The sequence below is a fragment of the Pseudonocardia sp. Ae150A_Ps1 genome (assembly GCF_001932315.1).
Taxonomy (GTDB): domain Bacteria; phylum Actinomycetota; class Actinomycetes; order Mycobacteriales; family Pseudonocardiaceae; genus Pseudonocardia.
This window is the reverse complement of the sequence record NZ_MCIJ01000001.1, coordinates 1,712,218-1,725,871: the sequence shown is the minus strand read 5'-3', so window position 1 is coordinate 1,725,871 and position 13,654 is coordinate 1,712,218. Positions and strand designations below refer to the sequence as shown.

The 13,654-nt window shown below is 72.4% G+C and carries 19 protein-coding genes; 10 read left to right on the top strand and 9 right to left on the bottom strand.

Annotated elements, in window-relative coordinates; all coding sequences use genetic code 11:
• Window positions 1–8: 8 nt before the first annotated feature.
• On the bottom strand, window positions 9–563 hold the full coding sequence (locus tag Ae150APs1_RS07750; RefSeq protein WP_075296656.1) for a sugar O-acetyltransferase: 555 nt from the start codon (window positions 561–563) through the stop codon (window positions 9–11).
• Between the two features lie 229 nt (window positions 564–792).
• Between Ae150APs1_RS07750 and Ae150APs1_RS07745 the strand changes: the two genes are divergently transcribed.
• Window positions 793–2,058, top strand: coding sequence for an HNH endonuclease signature motif containing protein (locus tag Ae150APs1_RS07745; RefSeq protein WP_075296654.1), 1,266 nt, complete (start codon window positions 793–795; stop codon window positions 2,056–2,058).
• A gap of 124 nt (window positions 2,059–2,182) precedes the next feature.
• Here Ae150APs1_RS07745 and Ae150APs1_RS07740 read toward each other — a convergent pair whose 3' ends face one another.
• Genes Ae150APs1_RS07740 through Ae150APs1_RS34235 form a run of 3 tightly spaced genes read right to left on the bottom strand, consistent with a single transcriptional unit; the run spans window position 2,183 to window position 4,730 of the window.
• Complete coding sequence (locus Ae150APs1_RS07740; RefSeq protein ID WP_075296652.1) at window positions 2,183–3,118, bottom strand: cyclase family protein; 936 nt, start codon at window positions 3,116–3,118, stop codon at window positions 2,183–2,185.
• 22 nt (window positions 3,119–3,140) lie between these two features.
• Complete coding sequence (locus Ae150APs1_RS07735; RefSeq protein WP_075296650.1) at window positions 3,141–4,487, bottom strand: serine hydrolase; 1,347 nt, start codon at window positions 4,485–4,487, stop codon at window positions 3,141–3,143.
• Window positions 4,488–4,547: 60 nt separating this feature from the next.
• Window positions 4,548–4,730 carry an aquaporin gene (locus Ae150APs1_RS34235; RefSeq protein WP_283160241.1) on the bottom strand — a complete coding sequence of 61 codons (183 nt, stop codon included), beginning with the start codon at window positions 4,728–4,730 and terminating at the stop codon, window positions 4,548–4,550.
• Between the two features lie 362 nt (window positions 4,731–5,092).
• On the opposite strand from Ae150APs1_RS34235, the gene Ae150APs1_RS34230 reads away from it, so the two are divergent.
• Window positions 5,093–5,257 carry a hypothetical protein gene (locus tag Ae150APs1_RS34230; RefSeq protein WP_283160240.1) on the top strand — a complete coding sequence of 55 codons (165 nt, stop codon included), beginning with the start codon at window positions 5,093–5,095 and terminating at the stop codon, window positions 5,255–5,257.
• A gap of 172 nt (window positions 5,258–5,429) precedes the next feature.
• Here the strand turns inward: Ae150APs1_RS34230 and Ae150APs1_RS07725 are convergent, their stop codons facing one another.
• Window positions 5,430–5,699, bottom strand: a complete 270-nt coding sequence (locus Ae150APs1_RS07725) for a helix-turn-helix transcriptional regulator (protein ID WP_010227928.1) — start codon at window positions 5,697–5,699, stop codon at window positions 5,430–5,432.
• An 84-nt stretch (window positions 5,700–5,783) separates the two neighbouring features.
• Between Ae150APs1_RS07725 and map the strand changes: the two genes are divergently transcribed.
• Complete coding sequence (gene map / locus Ae150APs1_RS07720) at window positions 5,784–6,611, top strand: type I methionyl aminopeptidase (RefSeq protein WP_010227926.1); 828 nt, start codon at window positions 5,784–5,786, stop codon at window positions 6,609–6,611.
• Between the two features lie 33 nt (window positions 6,612–6,644).
• Window positions 6,645–7,049 (top strand): GtrA family protein, encoded by a 405-nt coding sequence (locus Ae150APs1_RS07715; RefSeq protein ID WP_075301815.1) that lies wholly within the window; start codon window positions 6,645–6,647, stop codon window positions 7,047–7,049.
• A 6-nt stretch (window positions 7,050–7,055) separates the two neighbouring features.
• Here the strand turns inward: Ae150APs1_RS07715 and Ae150APs1_RS07710 are convergent, their stop codons facing one another.
• On the bottom strand, window positions 7,056–7,874 hold the full coding sequence (locus tag Ae150APs1_RS07710; protein WP_075296648.1) for a mycofactocin-coupled SDR family oxidoreductase: 819 nt from the start codon (window positions 7,872–7,874) through the stop codon (window positions 7,056–7,058).
• Between the two features lie 247 nt (window positions 7,875–8,121).
• On the opposite strand from Ae150APs1_RS07710, the gene Ae150APs1_RS07705 reads away from it, so the two are divergent.
• A complete protein-coding gene (locus Ae150APs1_RS07705) occupies window positions 8,122–8,328 on the top strand; it encodes a hypothetical protein (protein WP_010227918.1) in 207 nt (68 codons plus the stop codon).
• Window positions 8,329–8,331: 3 nt separating this feature from the next.
• Here Ae150APs1_RS07705 and Ae150APs1_RS07700 read toward each other — a convergent pair whose 3' ends face one another.
• Window positions 8,332–8,931: an SRPBCC family protein gene (locus Ae150APs1_RS07700; protein WP_075296646.1), complete on the bottom strand. Its 600-nt coding sequence runs from the start codon at window positions 8,929–8,931 to the stop codon at window positions 8,332–8,334.
• Window positions 8,932–9,092: 161 nt separating this feature from the next.
• On the opposite strand from Ae150APs1_RS07700, the gene Ae150APs1_RS34225 reads away from it, so the two are divergent.
• Both Ae150APs1_RS34225 and Ae150APs1_RS07695 read left to right on the top strand, forming a co-directional pair.
• Window positions 9,093–9,332, top strand: coding sequence for a hypothetical protein (locus tag Ae150APs1_RS34225; protein WP_283160239.1), 240 nt, complete (start codon window positions 9,093–9,095; stop codon window positions 9,330–9,332).
• 9 nt (window positions 9,333–9,341) lie between these two features.
• Entirely contained in the window at window positions 9,342–10,157 is an 816-nt protein-coding gene (locus tag Ae150APs1_RS07695; RefSeq protein ID WP_283160266.1) for an alpha/beta fold hydrolase, read from the top strand.
• Here Ae150APs1_RS07695 and Ae150APs1_RS07690 read toward each other — a convergent pair.
• Complete coding sequence (locus Ae150APs1_RS07690) at window positions 10,124–10,792, bottom strand: TetR/AcrR family transcriptional regulator (protein ID WP_227012808.1); 669 nt, start codon at window positions 10,790–10,792, stop codon at window positions 10,124–10,126. The two genes, Ae150APs1_RS07695 and Ae150APs1_RS07690, sit on opposite strands and share 34 nt — an antisense overlap.
• Before the next feature lie 116 nt (window positions 10,793–10,908).
• Here Ae150APs1_RS07690 and Ae150APs1_RS07685 point away from each other — a divergent pair, with 116 nt between their 5' ends.
• The 3 genes from Ae150APs1_RS07685 to Ae150APs1_RS07675 all read left to right on the top strand — a co-directional run bounded on the left by Ae150APs1_RS07685 (window position 10,909) and on the right by Ae150APs1_RS07675 (window position 12,975).
• The gene (locus Ae150APs1_RS07685; RefSeq protein ID WP_010227912.1) at window positions 10,909–12,120 is read left to right on the top strand and encodes a cytochrome P450; all 1,212 of its coding nucleotides are present in this window, start codon (window positions 10,909–10,911) and stop codon (window positions 12,118–12,120) included.
• Between the two features lie 14 nt (window positions 12,121–12,134).
• Window positions 12,135–12,332: a ferredoxin gene (locus Ae150APs1_RS07680; protein WP_010227910.1), complete on the top strand. Its 198-nt coding sequence runs from the start codon at window positions 12,135–12,137 to the stop codon at window positions 12,330–12,332.
• 94 nt (window positions 12,333–12,426) lie between these two features.
• The gene (locus tag Ae150APs1_RS07675) at window positions 12,427–12,975 is read left to right on the top strand and encodes a dihydrofolate reductase family protein (protein WP_075296644.1); all 549 of its coding nucleotides are present in this window, start codon (window positions 12,427–12,429) and stop codon (window positions 12,973–12,975) included.
• A 12-nt stretch (window positions 12,976–12,987) separates the two neighbouring features.
• Here the strand turns inward: Ae150APs1_RS07675 and Ae150APs1_RS07670 are convergent, their stop codons facing one another.
• Window positions 12,988–13,611, bottom strand: a complete 624-nt coding sequence (locus Ae150APs1_RS07670) for a DedA family protein (protein ID WP_010227905.1) — start codon at window positions 13,609–13,611, stop codon at window positions 12,988–12,990.
• Window positions 13,612–13,654 lie beyond the last annotated feature (43 nt).

Sequence of the window (13,654 nt, the reverse complement as noted above, 5' to 3'; positions counted from 1 at the left end):
TCGGTGCCTTAGATCTCACGGATCGGTCGAGCCGGGTTGCCGGCGACGAGAAAGCGGTCAAGGACATCGCGGGTCACGACGCTCCCGGCACCGATGACGGCGTCCGCCCCGATGGTGACACCGGGGCAGACGATGACCCCCGCGCCGAGCCAGGCGTTGCTCCCGATGCTGATGGGCAAGGGACGTTCCCATCCCTCACGCCGGCGGTCGTGGTCCTCGACAGGATGCTGCGCGGTCAGGAGCTGGGTGCGCGGACCGATCCGGACGTCGTCGGCGATGGTGATGGTCGCGTCGTCCATGAACAGGGCGTCGTGGTTGACGAAGGTGCGGGCGCCGAGGGCGATGTGGGTGCCGTAGCTGCACTGGAACCGGGGCAGCACGACGACGCCGTCGCCGAGCCGTCCGACGATCTGGCGGAGGACGGACTCGCGCTCGTGGTCGTCGTCGGCGCCGGCCGAGTTGAACTGGTCGAGCAGGCGCCGGCAGCGGCGTCGGTCGTCGACGAGGTCGGGCTCGTCGAGGTACCACTCGTTGCGGAGCGTGCGCTCCTTCTGCTCGCCCACGCCTCCGATCCTGCGGTGGGGCGGTCGCCGGGTACAAGTCGTTACGAGCCGATCCGGTCCGGCCGACGCGTCGTCGGGTCGGTCATCGAACAGGCTCCGGGGACTCGGGGCGCGTCGGCTGCGACCGGGGCTGGGATTACGAGGGCGACCTGCGCTCCTGGTGGTCAGGGGGTGCGAGGGCGTGAATGTTACTAGCGAATCGAACGCATGTTCGAGTACGATCGATCACATGACCGCGGTCCAGGAACCTCCACGCACCGGCCTCCCTGCCGGGGATCCGGGGTTCCCGCAGGTCGACCTGGCGCTGGTGCAGCTGGCGGTGGAGCAGGCCGCGCACGACGACCTGTCCGGTGTGTCCGAAGCCGAGTTGATCGATCAGATCCAGCAGCTCGAATCCGTGCAGCACTCCCTGGCCGCGCTCCAGGCCACGCGGGTCCTGGCGTTCGCGCGGCTGCACGTGGAGGACGGCATCGCAGCTGGTCGGACGGATCCGGATCGGTTGCAGCGCGGGGTGGTGGCGCAGGTCGGGTTGGCCTGCCGCGTGTCGCCGACCGAGGCGCGGCGCCGGGTGAGCACGGCGCGGGATCTGCACGACGGCCTCGATCATGTTCGTGGGTTGTTCGGCGCCGGTGAGTTGAGCTCGGCGAAGGTGGCGGCGGTGGTGGCCGCCTGCTCGGGTCTGGACCGTGCCGAACGCGCCGCAGTGGACCTGCGCCTGGCCGCGCACGATCTGACCCGGCTGGGGATCCGGCGGTTGCAGGACCTCGCACGCCGCTTCGCCGCCGAGGTCGCGCCGGAGAAGTTCCGGGCCCGGGTCGAGTCGGCCCGTGCCGAGCGGCGGGTGACGTTGCGCCCGGCGCCGGATGCGATGACGTATCTGACCGCGTATCTGCCGGTCGAGCAGGGTGTGGCGTGCCTCGCTGCCCTGAACAAGGCGTTCACCGAGGTGTCGGTGGATCCGGCACCGTTGACCCGGACCCGCGGGCAGGTCATGGCCGACGCGCTCGTCGAGCGGGTGACCGGGCAGGCGATGGCGACCGATGTGGGTGTCGAGGTCCAGGTCGTGGTGCCGGTCGAGGCGCTGCTGGATCCGGAGTCGCCGTTGCCGGCGGAGATCCCCGGCCACGGACCGGTCCCGGTCGAGCTCCTCGCCACAGGCGAGGGAAGAAAGACCCTGCGGCGCCTGATCACCTCCGACGGTGTCGTGATCGGCGGGGATTCCCGCCAGCGCACCTTCACCGGGCTCCTCGCCCGGCTGGTGCGGGCGCGGGCGGGGAACCGGTGTACCGAGCCCTACTGCGATGCCCCGGTGCGGCACGTCGACCACATCCATCGGGATGCCGAGGGTGGGGCGACCGACCTCGACAACGGGCGCGGGGTGTGCGAATTCCACAACCACGTCCACGAACAGGCCGGCTGGCGCGTCGCCCGCGGGCCCGACGGTCGGGTGCGGACCACGACCCCGACCGGGCACACCTACCTGGCACCCGGATGACCGATACCTGCCGTCCGCTGCACGGTGCTGTCCTGTCCGGACCTCGCCGGGGCGGGGCGCGCCGTCATGGCGACGTACTCGGGGAGTCACCCGCGACTCCAGGGGTCGGCGATCCGTCGAGGCGTCAGAAGGTGGCGATCGGGTTGACCGGGCTCCCCGACGTCCCCGCGAAGCGGACCGGCGCGACGGCGAGCTGGAAGTCCCACTGGCCGAGCTCGGCGGCCGTCGTCGCACACGTCTCGAGGTCGCAGTTGTCGAGCAGCCACAGTCCCATCGCGACCAGGCCCACGGCGTGCACCGGCATCAGCACGGCGTCGTACCCCGACGGCTGGACGTCCTGGGGCGTGTCGGCCCCGATCAGGGCGACGTCCCGTTCGTGCAGCCACGGCAGGCAGGAGGCGTGCCAGCCCGCCTGCGTGACACCGCCGGCCTCGCCGCCGTCGTGCCGGACGCGCCCACAGCCGGTCCGCAGGAGAACCGCGTCGCCGCGTCGCACCCGCACACCCTGGCGGCGCTCGGCCTCCTCGAGGTCGTCGGGGACGACACCCTCGCCCGGTTCCAGCCACGGGACGCCGCGAGCGCCCGCGACGTCCAGCAGGACGCCCCGCGTGACGATCCCGTTCGCCGCCGCTGTGACCGCCGCCCACGCCGATCCCGTCGTGGGATCGACGAGCGAGTGGGGCCGCCCGTTGTACATGGCGCCGTCCCAGAAGAGGTGGCACGGCGAGTCGACGTGGGTGACGGTGTTGCCGTGGAAGCCGATGGCGAGCCGCTCGGAGGAGAAGCCCCAGCGCCGGTCGGCGCGGAACGCGGCAGGCATCCCCTCGGCGCCCGGCATGTCGGCGGCGCACGGGCACGTCGTCGTCGACCGCTCCATCTCGCCGGGTACGGCGACCTCCCAGGCACACGAGACGCTCCTGCCGTGCCGCACGGCGCGCGCCGCCGCCAGCCGGACGTCGTCGGTGACGTGGTTCAGGGTGCCGAGCTCGTCGTCGTCACCCCACCGTCCCCAGTTCGAGAGCGTCTCGAAGTACCCGAGCACGTCGTCCTGTGTGGGCATGCGCCGGAGGGTAGCGCCGCCCTCAGTCGTCCCGCGGGTCCGCGGCGTCCGTGGGCGGGCACGCGACGACGCTGCAGCCGGGCGGGGTGTACGGGCCGACACCGAGCCCGTTCCCGAGGACGGTGGGATCGAGGTAGTTGTCGGGGGAGAGGTCCGTGCTGGGCGTGTCGGGCCGGTAAGGGCCGGGGTCGGGGACGTCCTGGTCCTCGACGCCGCGCATGAGGATCCGGAAGAAGTTGTAGTAGAGGTCGGCGGGGCTGGCGCTGAGGAGCGCCTGCGGATCGGGCGACTTGTCGCCGAGCACGCCGTTCCAGGTGATCGTCATGTCCAGGCTGGGGACGATGAAGTTGTTCTGGTGCAGCGCCCCGACCATCGCGTACATGTCCCGGGGCGCGCTCTGCGTGCTCTCGTGGTCCAGGACCCGGCTCGCCGGGAGGTCGGGTGTCGTGCAGGTGTCGCCGCGGTTGGTCCAGAACAGCAGCCCATAGCAGGGGTTCGGGACCGACGGTTCGCTCACCTGCCGGACGTAGTCGGCCGGGACGACCTGACGGCCGTTCCAGGCGCCGCCGTTCTGCATCAGCAGGCCGAGGCGGGCGAACTGCTCGCTGGGCATGAACAGGTGGGCGTAGCCGTAGGTGTTGCCGGAACGGTCGCGGAGCCAGACGTAGCTGTCGCGGTCGATGCCGATCGGGTCGAACAGGGTGTCCTGGACGAAGTCCTGGAAGTCCTGCCCGACCGCGCGGGCGACGACGAAGGCGAGCAGGTCCGGGGTGCGCTGGCTGTACGCGAAGTTCGTGCCCGGTTCGTGGGTGATCGGCAGGGCGAGCGCCTGGCGGGCGACGTGGGGGTCGTTGCCGACCGTGGCCGCCTCGGAGAGGATCGCCTCGTCGAGGCCGCCCGCCTCCTGCAGGAGGTTGCGGACGGTGATCGCCCGGTGGGCGTCGTCGCCCCAGCCCGGGCCGTCGGGAAGATACGCGCCGATCGGGTCGTCGAGCCCGAGCCTGCCCTGGCCGTAGGCGATGCCGGTCGCCATCGAGACGACGCTCTTGGTCGAGCTCCACACGTTCATCGGCACGTTCTCGGTCACCGGGTCCAGCGGCCCCGTGCCGACCAGGCAGTTGTGCCGGTGGATCCGCACCGACAGGCGCATGTTCGTCTGCGCGTAGGCGATGGCGTCACGGACCGCCGCCGGGTCGAGCTGCTGGGCCTCCGGCGTCGAGCGCTCGGGACCGCCGGAACCCGAGGGGAGCGCGCAGCGTTCCGCCGCCGGCCCGGCCGGGGCGGCCGCGGCCTGCCCGACGACGACCGTCCCCACCAGCGCGGCGCACGCGGCAGCCGTCGCGACGGCTCTGGTCAGCGCTGTTCCCATGCCTCGTCCTCCTCGACCGGCTCCGACCCTCACCGGAAGAACGATCATGAGGACGTGTGGTCACTCCGTGCCGAGCGTGCCCTGCGCCGCTGCCCGTCCGGAACGGCCGCCGCCGCGTCCCCGCAGGACGTACGCGAACCCGACGGCGACGATCGCGCCGGCCGCGGGCCCGACGAGGTAGGCCCACCACGCCGTCCAGTCGCGGAGCACGAGGGCCGGTCCGAGGGAGCGGGCCGGGTTCATCGACGCACCGCTGACCGGCGCCCCCCCACAATCCGGCCAGTGCGATGTAGCCGCCGACGCCGATCGCGGCCAGCGGCCCGATCTGCTGGGCCCCCGACGCGGTTCCCAGGATGACGCTGACCAGGCCGGTGGTGAGGACGAGTTCCCAGAGCGTCGCCGTCGTGGTCGGGATGCCGGCCCCGGGGAGGGTCAGGCCCGCGTCGCCGTGCCTGCCGATCAGCGCCCAGAGCAGCAGCGTCGCCAGGACGGAACCGACGAGCTGGGCCACGACGTAGGCCGGCACGCGCCGCCACGGGAAGTCCCCGCGGAGCGCGAACGCCACGCTGACCACGGGATTGAGGTGAGCGCCCGACACGGTGCCCATGAACAGGATGACCGCGGCCACCATCAGCGCCGGGGCCACCACCTGTGCCGCGGGCGGGACCGCGTCCCCGCCGAACCGGGCGTTCACCATCCCGCCGCCGACGGCGACCAGCACCAGGAAGAACGTGCCCAGCAGCTCCGAGAACAGCCGACGCCCCTCGTAGCGGTCGTCCCAGAAGTCGAACTCGTCCGCGACCGAGTTCGGCAGGTCCTCACCCGGGGGTTCGGGCTCGGCGGGTCGATCGGTCATGGCGTCGGCTCCCACGGACGAGGAGCCGACGGTAGCGCGGCCGGGTCGCAGCCGAGCTCACCCGCGGTGGGTGAGACGTGGGACGGCTACCCGGCGGCTTCGAGGGGCAGGTCGCTGCCCCGCCAGGTCGCCGCCAGCTCCTGCACCGGCAGGTCGAGGGCCTCGGCGAGGCAGATGATCGTCCCGAACCCGGGGGAGGGCAGCCGCCCGGTCTCGATCTTGCGCAGGGTCTCCGGCGAGACCCCGGCCGCCTGCGCGACGTCCGCCAGGTCGCGGCCGGCCCGCGCGTGCCGCAGCAGTGCGCCGAGACGCCTGCCGGCTTCGATCTGCTCGGGTGTGAGCGGTTGGCGGACCATGCCCCGAGGCTACGGTTGGTATTACTGTACCGGCAAGTGCTACGGTCGCGGTATAACTATACCGGCATCCGTGACGAGGTACTCGTGATCGAACTGAAGACGCCTGCGGAGATCGACCGCATGCACGTGACCGGGCGTTTCGTCGCCGAGGCGCTCACCGAGATCGGCCGACTCGCCGACGTCGGCGTCAACCTGATGGACCTGGAGCACCACGTGCGCGGCATGATCGAGCGCCGCGGCGCGGAGTCCTGCTACTGGGACTACGCCCCGTCCTTCGGGCGCGGCCCGTTCCGCAACGTGACCTGCCTGGCCGTCAACGACGCCGTCCTGCACGGCCTGCCCCACGACTACACCCTGCGCGACGGCGACGTCCTCACCGCGGACCTCGCGGTCGGCATCGACGGCTGGGTCGCCGACTCGGCCCGCACGGTCGTCGTCGGGACGGCCGCCGAGGAGGACCTCCGGATCGTCCGCGCCACCGAGGAGGCGCTGGAGGCGGCGATCGGCGCCGCGCAGCCCGGCAACCGGCTCGGGGACATCTCGGCGGCCATCGAGGCGGTCGCCCGTGATCACGGCTACCCGGTCAACGACGAGTTCGGCGGGCACGGCCTCGGTCGCACCATGCACGAGGACCCGCACGTCTCCAACAGGGGCCGGGCGGGCCGTGGCCTGACGCTGCGGCCGGGCCTGACCCTCGCCCTCGAACCCTGGTTCGCGCGGACCACCGACCGCATCGTCTACGACCCCGACGGCTGGACCATCCGGTCGGCGGACGGCTCGCGCACGGCGCACTCCGAGCACACGGTCGCCATCACCGAGGACGGGCCGCTGGTGCTCACCCGCCGTGCGTCGGAGGGTGTCGTGACGAGCGGAGCGGGCGCGTCGGTGCGTGGTGCGGAGGGGAGGAGCTGAACCGGGGTGCCCCGGCCGGTACGGTCCGCCGTCATGACGGTCCGGTCGGAGGGGCGCGGCGTCGCGGGCCAGGCGGGCCGGTTCGTCGCCGTCGGGATCCTCGGCGCGCTGGTCGACTCGGGTGTCTACGCCCTCGCGCTGCACCTCGGTGTGTGGGTGCACGCGGCCCGCGCGCTGAGCTTCGTCTGCGGCACCACCGTCGCGTACGTCCTGAACCGGCGGTGGGCCTTCCGGGTCTCCGGCGGCGCACGCCGTGCGACCGGCTACGCGGTGCTCTACGGGACGATGTTCTTCGTGATCCTCGGGGTGAACGCGCTCGCGCTCGCCCTGCTGCCCGCCGCGTGGTGGACGGTCCCGCTCGCCTGGATCCTGTCCCAGGGGTTCGGGACGACCTGCAACTTCGTGCTGCTCCGGACGGTCGTGTTCCGCGACCGCTGAGCCTGCTCAGTCGATCCCGTTGGACAGTGTGATGGTCTCTCCGGACCGGCACCGCACCCGGCCCGAGACGAGTGCCAGCACGGCGTCGGCGACGTCGTCGGGCTCCAGCAGGCCCGGCCGCGGCCGCCCGCGCACGAACATCTCCTCGACGTCGGCGCGGCCGGGGTCGGCCAGGTCCGGCCGGATCATCCGGTACGTCGCCGGGTTGTGGATCATCGTGGTGTTCACACCGGCGGGCAGGACCGCGTGCGCGAGGATCCCGTCCGCGGCGACCTCGTGGGCCACCGACCGCACGAGCGCGACCACCCCGGCCTTCGCCGCCGCGTAGTGCGCGGAGTGCGACGCCCCGGTCGTCGCGACCACCGACGACGTCGCGACGAGGTGGCCCGAGCGGCGCTCGACCATGTGCGGCAGCACGGCCCGGAACGTCGTGAAGACCCCGGTGAGGTTGACGTCGATCATCGTCCGCCACTGCCGGTCGGTCATCGTCGCGACCGGGCCCCCGGTCGCGATGCCGGCGTTCGCGACCGCGACGTCGATCCTCCCGAACCGCTCGACCGCGGCGTCCACGACCTTCTCGACGGCGGCGAGGTCGCGGACGTCGGCGACCAGCCCGAGGCAGCTCCGCCCGGTGGCCTCGACCAGCCGCACGGTCTCGTCGAGGTCCTCCGGCGTCGCGGGCGGGTAGTCGACACCGTCGACCGGTGCGGCCAGGTCGCAGACGACGACGTCGGCGCCCTCCCGGGCCAGCGTCGTCGCGTGCGCACGGCCCTGCCCGCGTGCCCCACCGGTGACCAGGGCGACCGTCCCGTCCAGCGTTCCCATGTCCGTCCTCCGCAGCCCCGGGCGCGGTGCCCGGTCCCGAGGTGTCGACCGCGCCCGGCGCCGCGACTCATCGGTCCGCCCGCGGGGCACCCGGATCGATCACGCTGCGTGCGATCGGCTCCGCCCGTGTGTGCCGTGAGGGTGGTGCATCTCCTTGATCGGACCACGATCGGCGACATCGATCTTGCGCAGGGACACGAGAGGCTGGACCGCAGTCGCTCCGCGGTTTCCGGCGCGTTATCCGGATATGAACGTCGACGCCGAGGGACTGACCGCCCCGATCCTCGACCGCAACCAGATCGCGGAGCTGCGCCGGGCCGACAGCGGCCGGCACGGCCACCGTGCCGAGCCGGAACCCGTCACCCCGCCGCCGGCCGGAGCCTGGCTCGCCCTCGTCGTGCTCGGCAACGTCCTCGTGCTGGCGATGCTGGTGCTCGTCGTGCTCCTGAGCTGACCCTCAGGCCAGGTAGAACTCGAGGGTCCGCTCGGCGGCCTCCTTCGCGGTCGCTGCTCCGGCGCCCGACGCCTCGTGCGCGGCCGCCCACTCGCCGGCGGCCCATCGCGTGAGGTCGTTGCCGAGCTCGGTGCCCTCCAGGACCTCGGCCGGGACGCGCGGGTCGCCCGCGAGGTGCATCGAGAGCGGGAGCAGGGAGAAGTCCCAGCCGATCCCGCCCGCGGCCGGGCCGAACCGGGCCCAGTGCTCGTCGTCGGGCACCTCGTGGCGCAGCTCGAGCTCCGTCTCGTCCCCGGCCGGGGTCAGAGTGAGATCGACCGCGCTGATGCTGCCCTCGTACTCCCACGTCACCCGCAGTGCGCGGGGCCGCGCGCAGCGCTCGACTGTGCCGACCGTCCCGCTGTCCTCGAGCCGGTAGCGGCCGCCCTCGTGCAGATCGCCGGACACCGGCTCGAACCAGCGCGCCAGCCGCTCGGGCTCGGTCCACGCGCTCCAGACCTCCTCGGGGGAGGCCGGGTAGAGCCGGTTCAGGACGATCGTGTGGGTGCGCCCCTCCCCGCCGACCGTGCGGTGCGCCTTCCGGATCTCTGCGGTCAGGTCCATCGAGCGTCTCCATTCGTCGTCACTTATATCAAGTGGGAACGATAGAGCGTGCACCACGACCGCAGGAACCTTCGGCGGGGGCCCGCGGTGATCCTTGTGTGCCGGGTCACAACGGGGCAGAGTCGCCTGAGCGGCCCGCGTCGAGGAGGCACCGAGAGTCCATGGCGATCGAGAACAGCTACTACACCCACGAGTTCCACGGCGACTACGACCTGATCGGCCTCGGGGAGTTCGCGCTCGAGGAGGGCGGGGTGATCCCCGACCTGCAGCTCGCCGTCGCCACGTTCGGCACGCTGAACGCGGCGAAGGACAACGCGATCCTCGTGACCACCTGGTACTCCGGGACCCACCAGATCTTTCGGGACGTCTACATCGGTCCCGAGCACGCGCTGAACCCCTAGAAGTACTTCATCGTCGTCGTCAACCAGATCGGCAACGGTCTCTCGACGAGCCCGCACAACGCGGCCGGCCCCAACGCCTCGATCGCGATGTCGCGGTTCCCGCACGTCCGGATCGGCGACGACGTCCGCGCCCAGGAGCAGCTGCTGAGCGAGCACTGCGGCATCGAGACCCTGCAGCTCGTCGTCGGTGGCTCGATGGGCGCCCAGCAGACCTACGAGTGGATGGTGCGCTTCCCCGGGCGGGTGAAGCGGGCCGCCCCGATCGCGGGCACCGCGCAGAACACCCCGCACGACTTCCTCTTTACCAAGGCGCTGGTCGAGGCGATCACCTCCGATCCCGGCTTCAAGGACGGCGAGTACTCCTCGAACGCCGACGTCGTCGACGGGCTCAAGCGGCACGCCGGCATCTGGGCGGTGATGGGTTTCTCCACCGAGTTCTGGAAGCAGGAGGTCTGGCGCGCCCTGGAGTTCGACTCCAAGGAGGCGTTCATGGAGGGGTTCCTCGAGCCCTACTTCACCGCGATGGACCCGAACGACCTGCTCTGCATGGCGTGGAAGTGGCAGCGCGGCGACGTCGCCCGGCACACCGGCGGCGATCTCGCCGAGGCGCTGGGCCGCAACGAGGCGGTCACCCGGATCGTCCCGATCAACGAGGACATGTTCTTCCCGGTCCGCGACCACGAGTACGAGCTGGAGCTGACCCCGCACGCGACGATCCGGGTGATCGACGACCTGCTCGGGCACCTGGCGCTGTTCGGTGTCGCCCCGACCTATATCGGCCAGGTCGACCGCTACCTGCAGGAGCTGCTGGGCGAGGACGTCTGACGGCCGGCCGGCTGCCCGCCGGTGCGGAGCGCCTCCGCCAGCAGCTCGCGGTGCGCGGCGAGCGCCTCGGCGGTGGCGCCCTCCGCGGCGCCCGCGGCGACCTCGTCGGTGACGACCCGGAATGCGGCGTTGACCGTGGCGGCCAGCAGTCGGACCTGGGCGGAGTCCGGGGCGAGCCCGGCCCGCGGAGCGAGCACGGCGGCGAGCGTCGGTTCGGCCTGCTCCTGCAGCACAAGCCAGACGGCGCGCAGCGCCGGCGTGTCCCGGGTCATCCGCACGACCGCGAGCACCTCCTCGGTCTCGCCGTCCGGGCCGCCGGTCGCGAAGGTGTAGGCCCCGCGCAGGTGTGCGGTCAGCTCCGTCCCCTCCGGCCAGGACCGCAGGACGTCCCGGAAGCCCTCGATGGACACCGAGAGCAGCGGCTCGACGAGGCTCTCCTTGGTCCGGAACAGCCGCCAGAGGGTCCGCTCCGACACGCCGGCCGCCCGCGCGACGTCGGCGCCGGAGGTCGCGGCCATTCCGTGCTCCCGGAAGAGCCGCACGGCGGCCCGGGAGACGGCCAGGCGCTGCGCGCGCCGGCCCTGCTCGCTCATCGGCGGCCGTCCACGGCGGGCCGTGCCCTGTTCTCCGGTCACGGCGGCCTCCCCCGGTCCGGGTGTTCGTGACGTCGCCACCGTAAACGGTCATGTTTGTGGCAGAAACTGCCATCAAATCGTAGGGTGAGGGCACCACCACCCGAGGAGGACGCCCGATGACCCTCGCCGCCGAACGCCCGCAGCTCCCGTTCGCCCGCCCCAACATCCTCGACCTGGCCCCGTTCTACGAGGTGCTCCGCCGGGAGGCCCCGGTCGCCCCGGTGACCACCCCCGCCGGTGACCCCGCCTGGCTGGTGACCCGGTTCTCCGAGGTCCGCGACCTGCTGGGGGACAAGCGGTTCGGTCGGTCCCACCCGGAGCCCGAGAAGGCGTCCCGGATCAGCACCGCGGCCGTGCAGGACGGGCCGACCGGCGACTACGCCTCCGAGGCCGACGAGCACGCCCGGATGCGGCGCCTCCTCACCCCGGCGTTCTCCGCGAAGCGGATGCGACGGCTGTCCGGGCACGTCCAGGAGCTGGTCGACGGTTACGTCGACGCCCTGCTCGCCGACCACGACACGGCTGCGGACGGCGTCGTCGACCTGCACGCGCACCTCGCCTTCCCGCTGCCGGTCGCGGTGATCTGCACCCTGCTCGGCGTCCCCGAGTCCGACGGCGAGTACTTCCGCGCGCTGTCGGACCGGATGGCCACCTTCTCCGGCCAGGACGCGCACGACGCCCGGACCGAGTTCGGCCGCTACATGGCGGGCCTCGCCGAGGGCAAGCGCGCCGCACCGGCCGAGGACGTCATCAGCGACCTCGTGCAGGCGCAGGCCGACGACGAGACGTTCGGCTACCCGGAGATGGTGCGGCTCTGCGTCGGGCTGCTGTTCGCCGGCCACGAGACGACGGTGAACCGGATCGGCCTCGGCCTGCTGTTCCTCATGAACAACCGCGACCAGTGGGACGCCCTGGTCGCCGACCCGGACGGCCGGATCGACGCCGTCATCGAGGAGATCATGCGCCTCGGGGCGCCGGGCGACCTCGGCCTGCTCCGCTACGCGCACACCGACGTCGAGATCGGCGGCGTGACCATCGAGCGCGGCGACGCGCTGATCCTGTCGATCAACGCGGCGAACCGGGACACGGGCGTCTTCGCCGACGCCGAGACCTTCGACCCGGACCGCGGCGAGCGCGGGCACATCGGGTTCGGCCACGGCCCGCACTTCTGCATCGGCGCGAGCCTCGCCCGTACGGAGCTGCGCGCCGTGTTCGTCACGCTCGCCCGCCGGGTCCCGGAGCTGCGCCTGGCGATCGGGATGGACGAGCTCGACATCCGCACCGACCACCTCACCGGCGGCGTCCGCAGCCTGCCGGTGCAGTGGTGAGAGGAGGGGCACCGATGAAGGTCGAGGTCGACCAGGACTCCTGCGTGGGGTCCGGGCAGTGCCTGCTCACCGCACCGGACGTATTCGACCAGCGTGACTCGGACGCGATCGTCGAGCTGCTCGACGCCGAGCCGCCGGAGGGCGAGCACCAGGCGGTGCGGCACGCCGCCTCCGGCTGCCCGGCCGCGGCGATCACCGTCCACGAGGGCTGATCGCTCCCCGGGCGACGAGTCCGGACCGATGAGTCCGGGCCGCCTCCACGGTCGACCCTCGTGGACGACACAGGACGACCGTGGAGGCACACCCGTGCGCCCCCTCGCCATCACCCAGAACATCACCCTCGACGGAGCCGTGGAGATGCTCGGCTCCTGGTTCGACCCGACGGCCGACGCCGGGGACCAGCAGGCCGAGATGCACCGGCAGGACGCGAGCTGTGACGCCGTCCTGCTCGGGAGGCGGACCTTCACCGACTTCCGCGGGTTCTGGCCCGAGCAGACCGACGACACCACCGGCGTCACCGCGTACCTCGACAAGGTCCAGAAGTACGTCGTGTCCTCGACCCTGACCGATCCGGAGTGGGTGAACTCGACGATCCTCGCCGGTGACCCGGTCGCCGAGGTGACGGCGCTCAAGGAGGCGTCCGGCCAGGACATCGTCGTCACCGGCAGCATCGATCTCTGCCACACGCTGATCGCGGCCGGGCTGGTCGACGAGCTGCGCCTGTTCCACTACCCGGTCGTGCAGGGCCGCGGCCGCGGCCTGTTCCCGGACGGCTGGTCGCGGGAGGGGCTGCGGCTCACCGACGCGAAGAGCTTCAGCGGCGGGGTGACCTACACCTGCCACAGCCTGCGCTGACGGCGGTCCGGGTCACGCGTCGTCGGCCGCGGCGGCGCGCTCGACCCGGTTCCGCACCGCCCGCGACACCAGCACCCCCGCGACGACGGCGACCACCAGGCCGACCCAGGAGAACCGCTTCAGCCAGGTCTCGGCGACCAGCCCCAGCAGGTAGATCGCCGTGACGGTGCCGCCGGCCCACAGGATCGCGCCGGTCGCGTTCGCGGCGAGGAAGGCCGGGTAGCGCATGCGCATGGTCCCGGCGAGCGGTCCGGCGAGGATCCGCAGGATCGCGACGAACCGTCCGAACAGGACGGCCCACACGCCGTGCCGGTCGAAGATCCGCTGCGCGACGGTGACGTGCCGCGGTCCGAGGTGCCGCGGGAACCGCCGGCCGAGCCGGTCCAGCAGCCCGGTGCCGTAGCGGCGGCCGACCGAGTAGCCGATCGAGTCGCCGACGATCGCCCCTGCCGCGGCGAACCCGGCGACCATCACCGGGTCGACGTGCGATCCCGGCCGCGCGGCCAGCAGCGCGGCCGCGACCAGCACGATCTCGCCGGGCAGCGGGATGCCGATGCTCTCGACACCGACCACGGCCGCGCAGAGCAGGTAGATCGCGAGCGGGGGGATCGCCATCAGGAGCATGTCGACGTGCACCGGTCCATCATGCCTGCGACCGGGGGCTGCGCCGGAGGCCCGG

Excerpts from the sequence above, each read along its gene's own strand:
- Ae150APs1_RS07725 (WP_010227928.1), bottom strand. The coding sequence starts at position 5,699 with ATGGTCCGCCAACCGCTCACACCCGAGCAGATCGAAGCCGGCAGGCGT.
- Ae150APs1_RS07705 (WP_010227918.1), top strand. The coding sequence starts at position 8,122 with ATGAACGTCGACGCCGAGGGACTGACCGCCCCGATCCTCGACCGCAAC.
- Ae150APs1_RS07715 (WP_075301815.1), top strand. The coding sequence starts at position 6,645 with ATGACGGTCCGGTCGGAGGGGCGCGGCGTCGCGGGCCAGGCGGGCCGG.
- Ae150APs1_RS07740 (WP_075296652.1), bottom strand. The coding sequence starts at position 3,118 with ATGCCCACACAGGACGACGTGCTCGGGTACTTCGAGACGCTCTCGAAC.
- Ae150APs1_RS07685 (WP_010227912.1), top strand. The coding sequence starts at position 10,909 with ATGACCCTCGCCGCCGAACGCCCGCAGCTCCCGTTCGCCCGCCCCAAC.
- Ae150APs1_RS07710 (WP_075296648.1), bottom strand. The coding sequence starts at position 7,874 with ATGGGAACGCTGGACGGGACGGTCGCCCTGGTCACCGGTGGGGCACGC.
- Ae150APs1_RS07745 (WP_075296654.1), top strand. The coding sequence starts at position 793 with ATGACCGCGGTCCAGGAACCTCCACGCACCGGCCTCCCTGCCGGGGAT.
- Ae150APs1_RS07700 (WP_075296646.1), bottom strand. The coding sequence starts at position 8,931 with ATGGACCTGACCGCAGAGATCCGGAAGGCGCACCGCACGGTCGGCGGG.
- Ae150APs1_RS34225 (WP_283160239.1), top strand. The coding sequence starts at position 9,093 with ATGGCGATCGAGAACAGCTACTACACCCACGAGTTCCACGGCGACTAC.
- Ae150APs1_RS34235 (WP_283160241.1), bottom strand. The coding sequence starts at position 4,730 with ATGAACCCGGCCCGCTCCCTCGGACCGGCCCTCGTGCTCCGCGACTGG.
- Ae150APs1_RS34230 (WP_283160240.1), top strand. The coding sequence starts at position 5,093 with ATGAACAGGATGACCGCGGCCACCATCAGCGCCGGGGCCACCACCTGT.
- Ae150APs1_RS07680 (WP_010227910.1), top strand. The coding sequence starts at position 12,135 with ATGAAGGTCGAGGTCGACCAGGACTCCTGCGTGGGGTCCGGGCAGTGC.
- Ae150APs1_RS07735 (WP_075296650.1), bottom strand. The coding sequence starts at position 4,487 with ATGGGAACAGCGCTGACCAGAGCCGTCGCGACGGCTGCCGCGTGCGCC.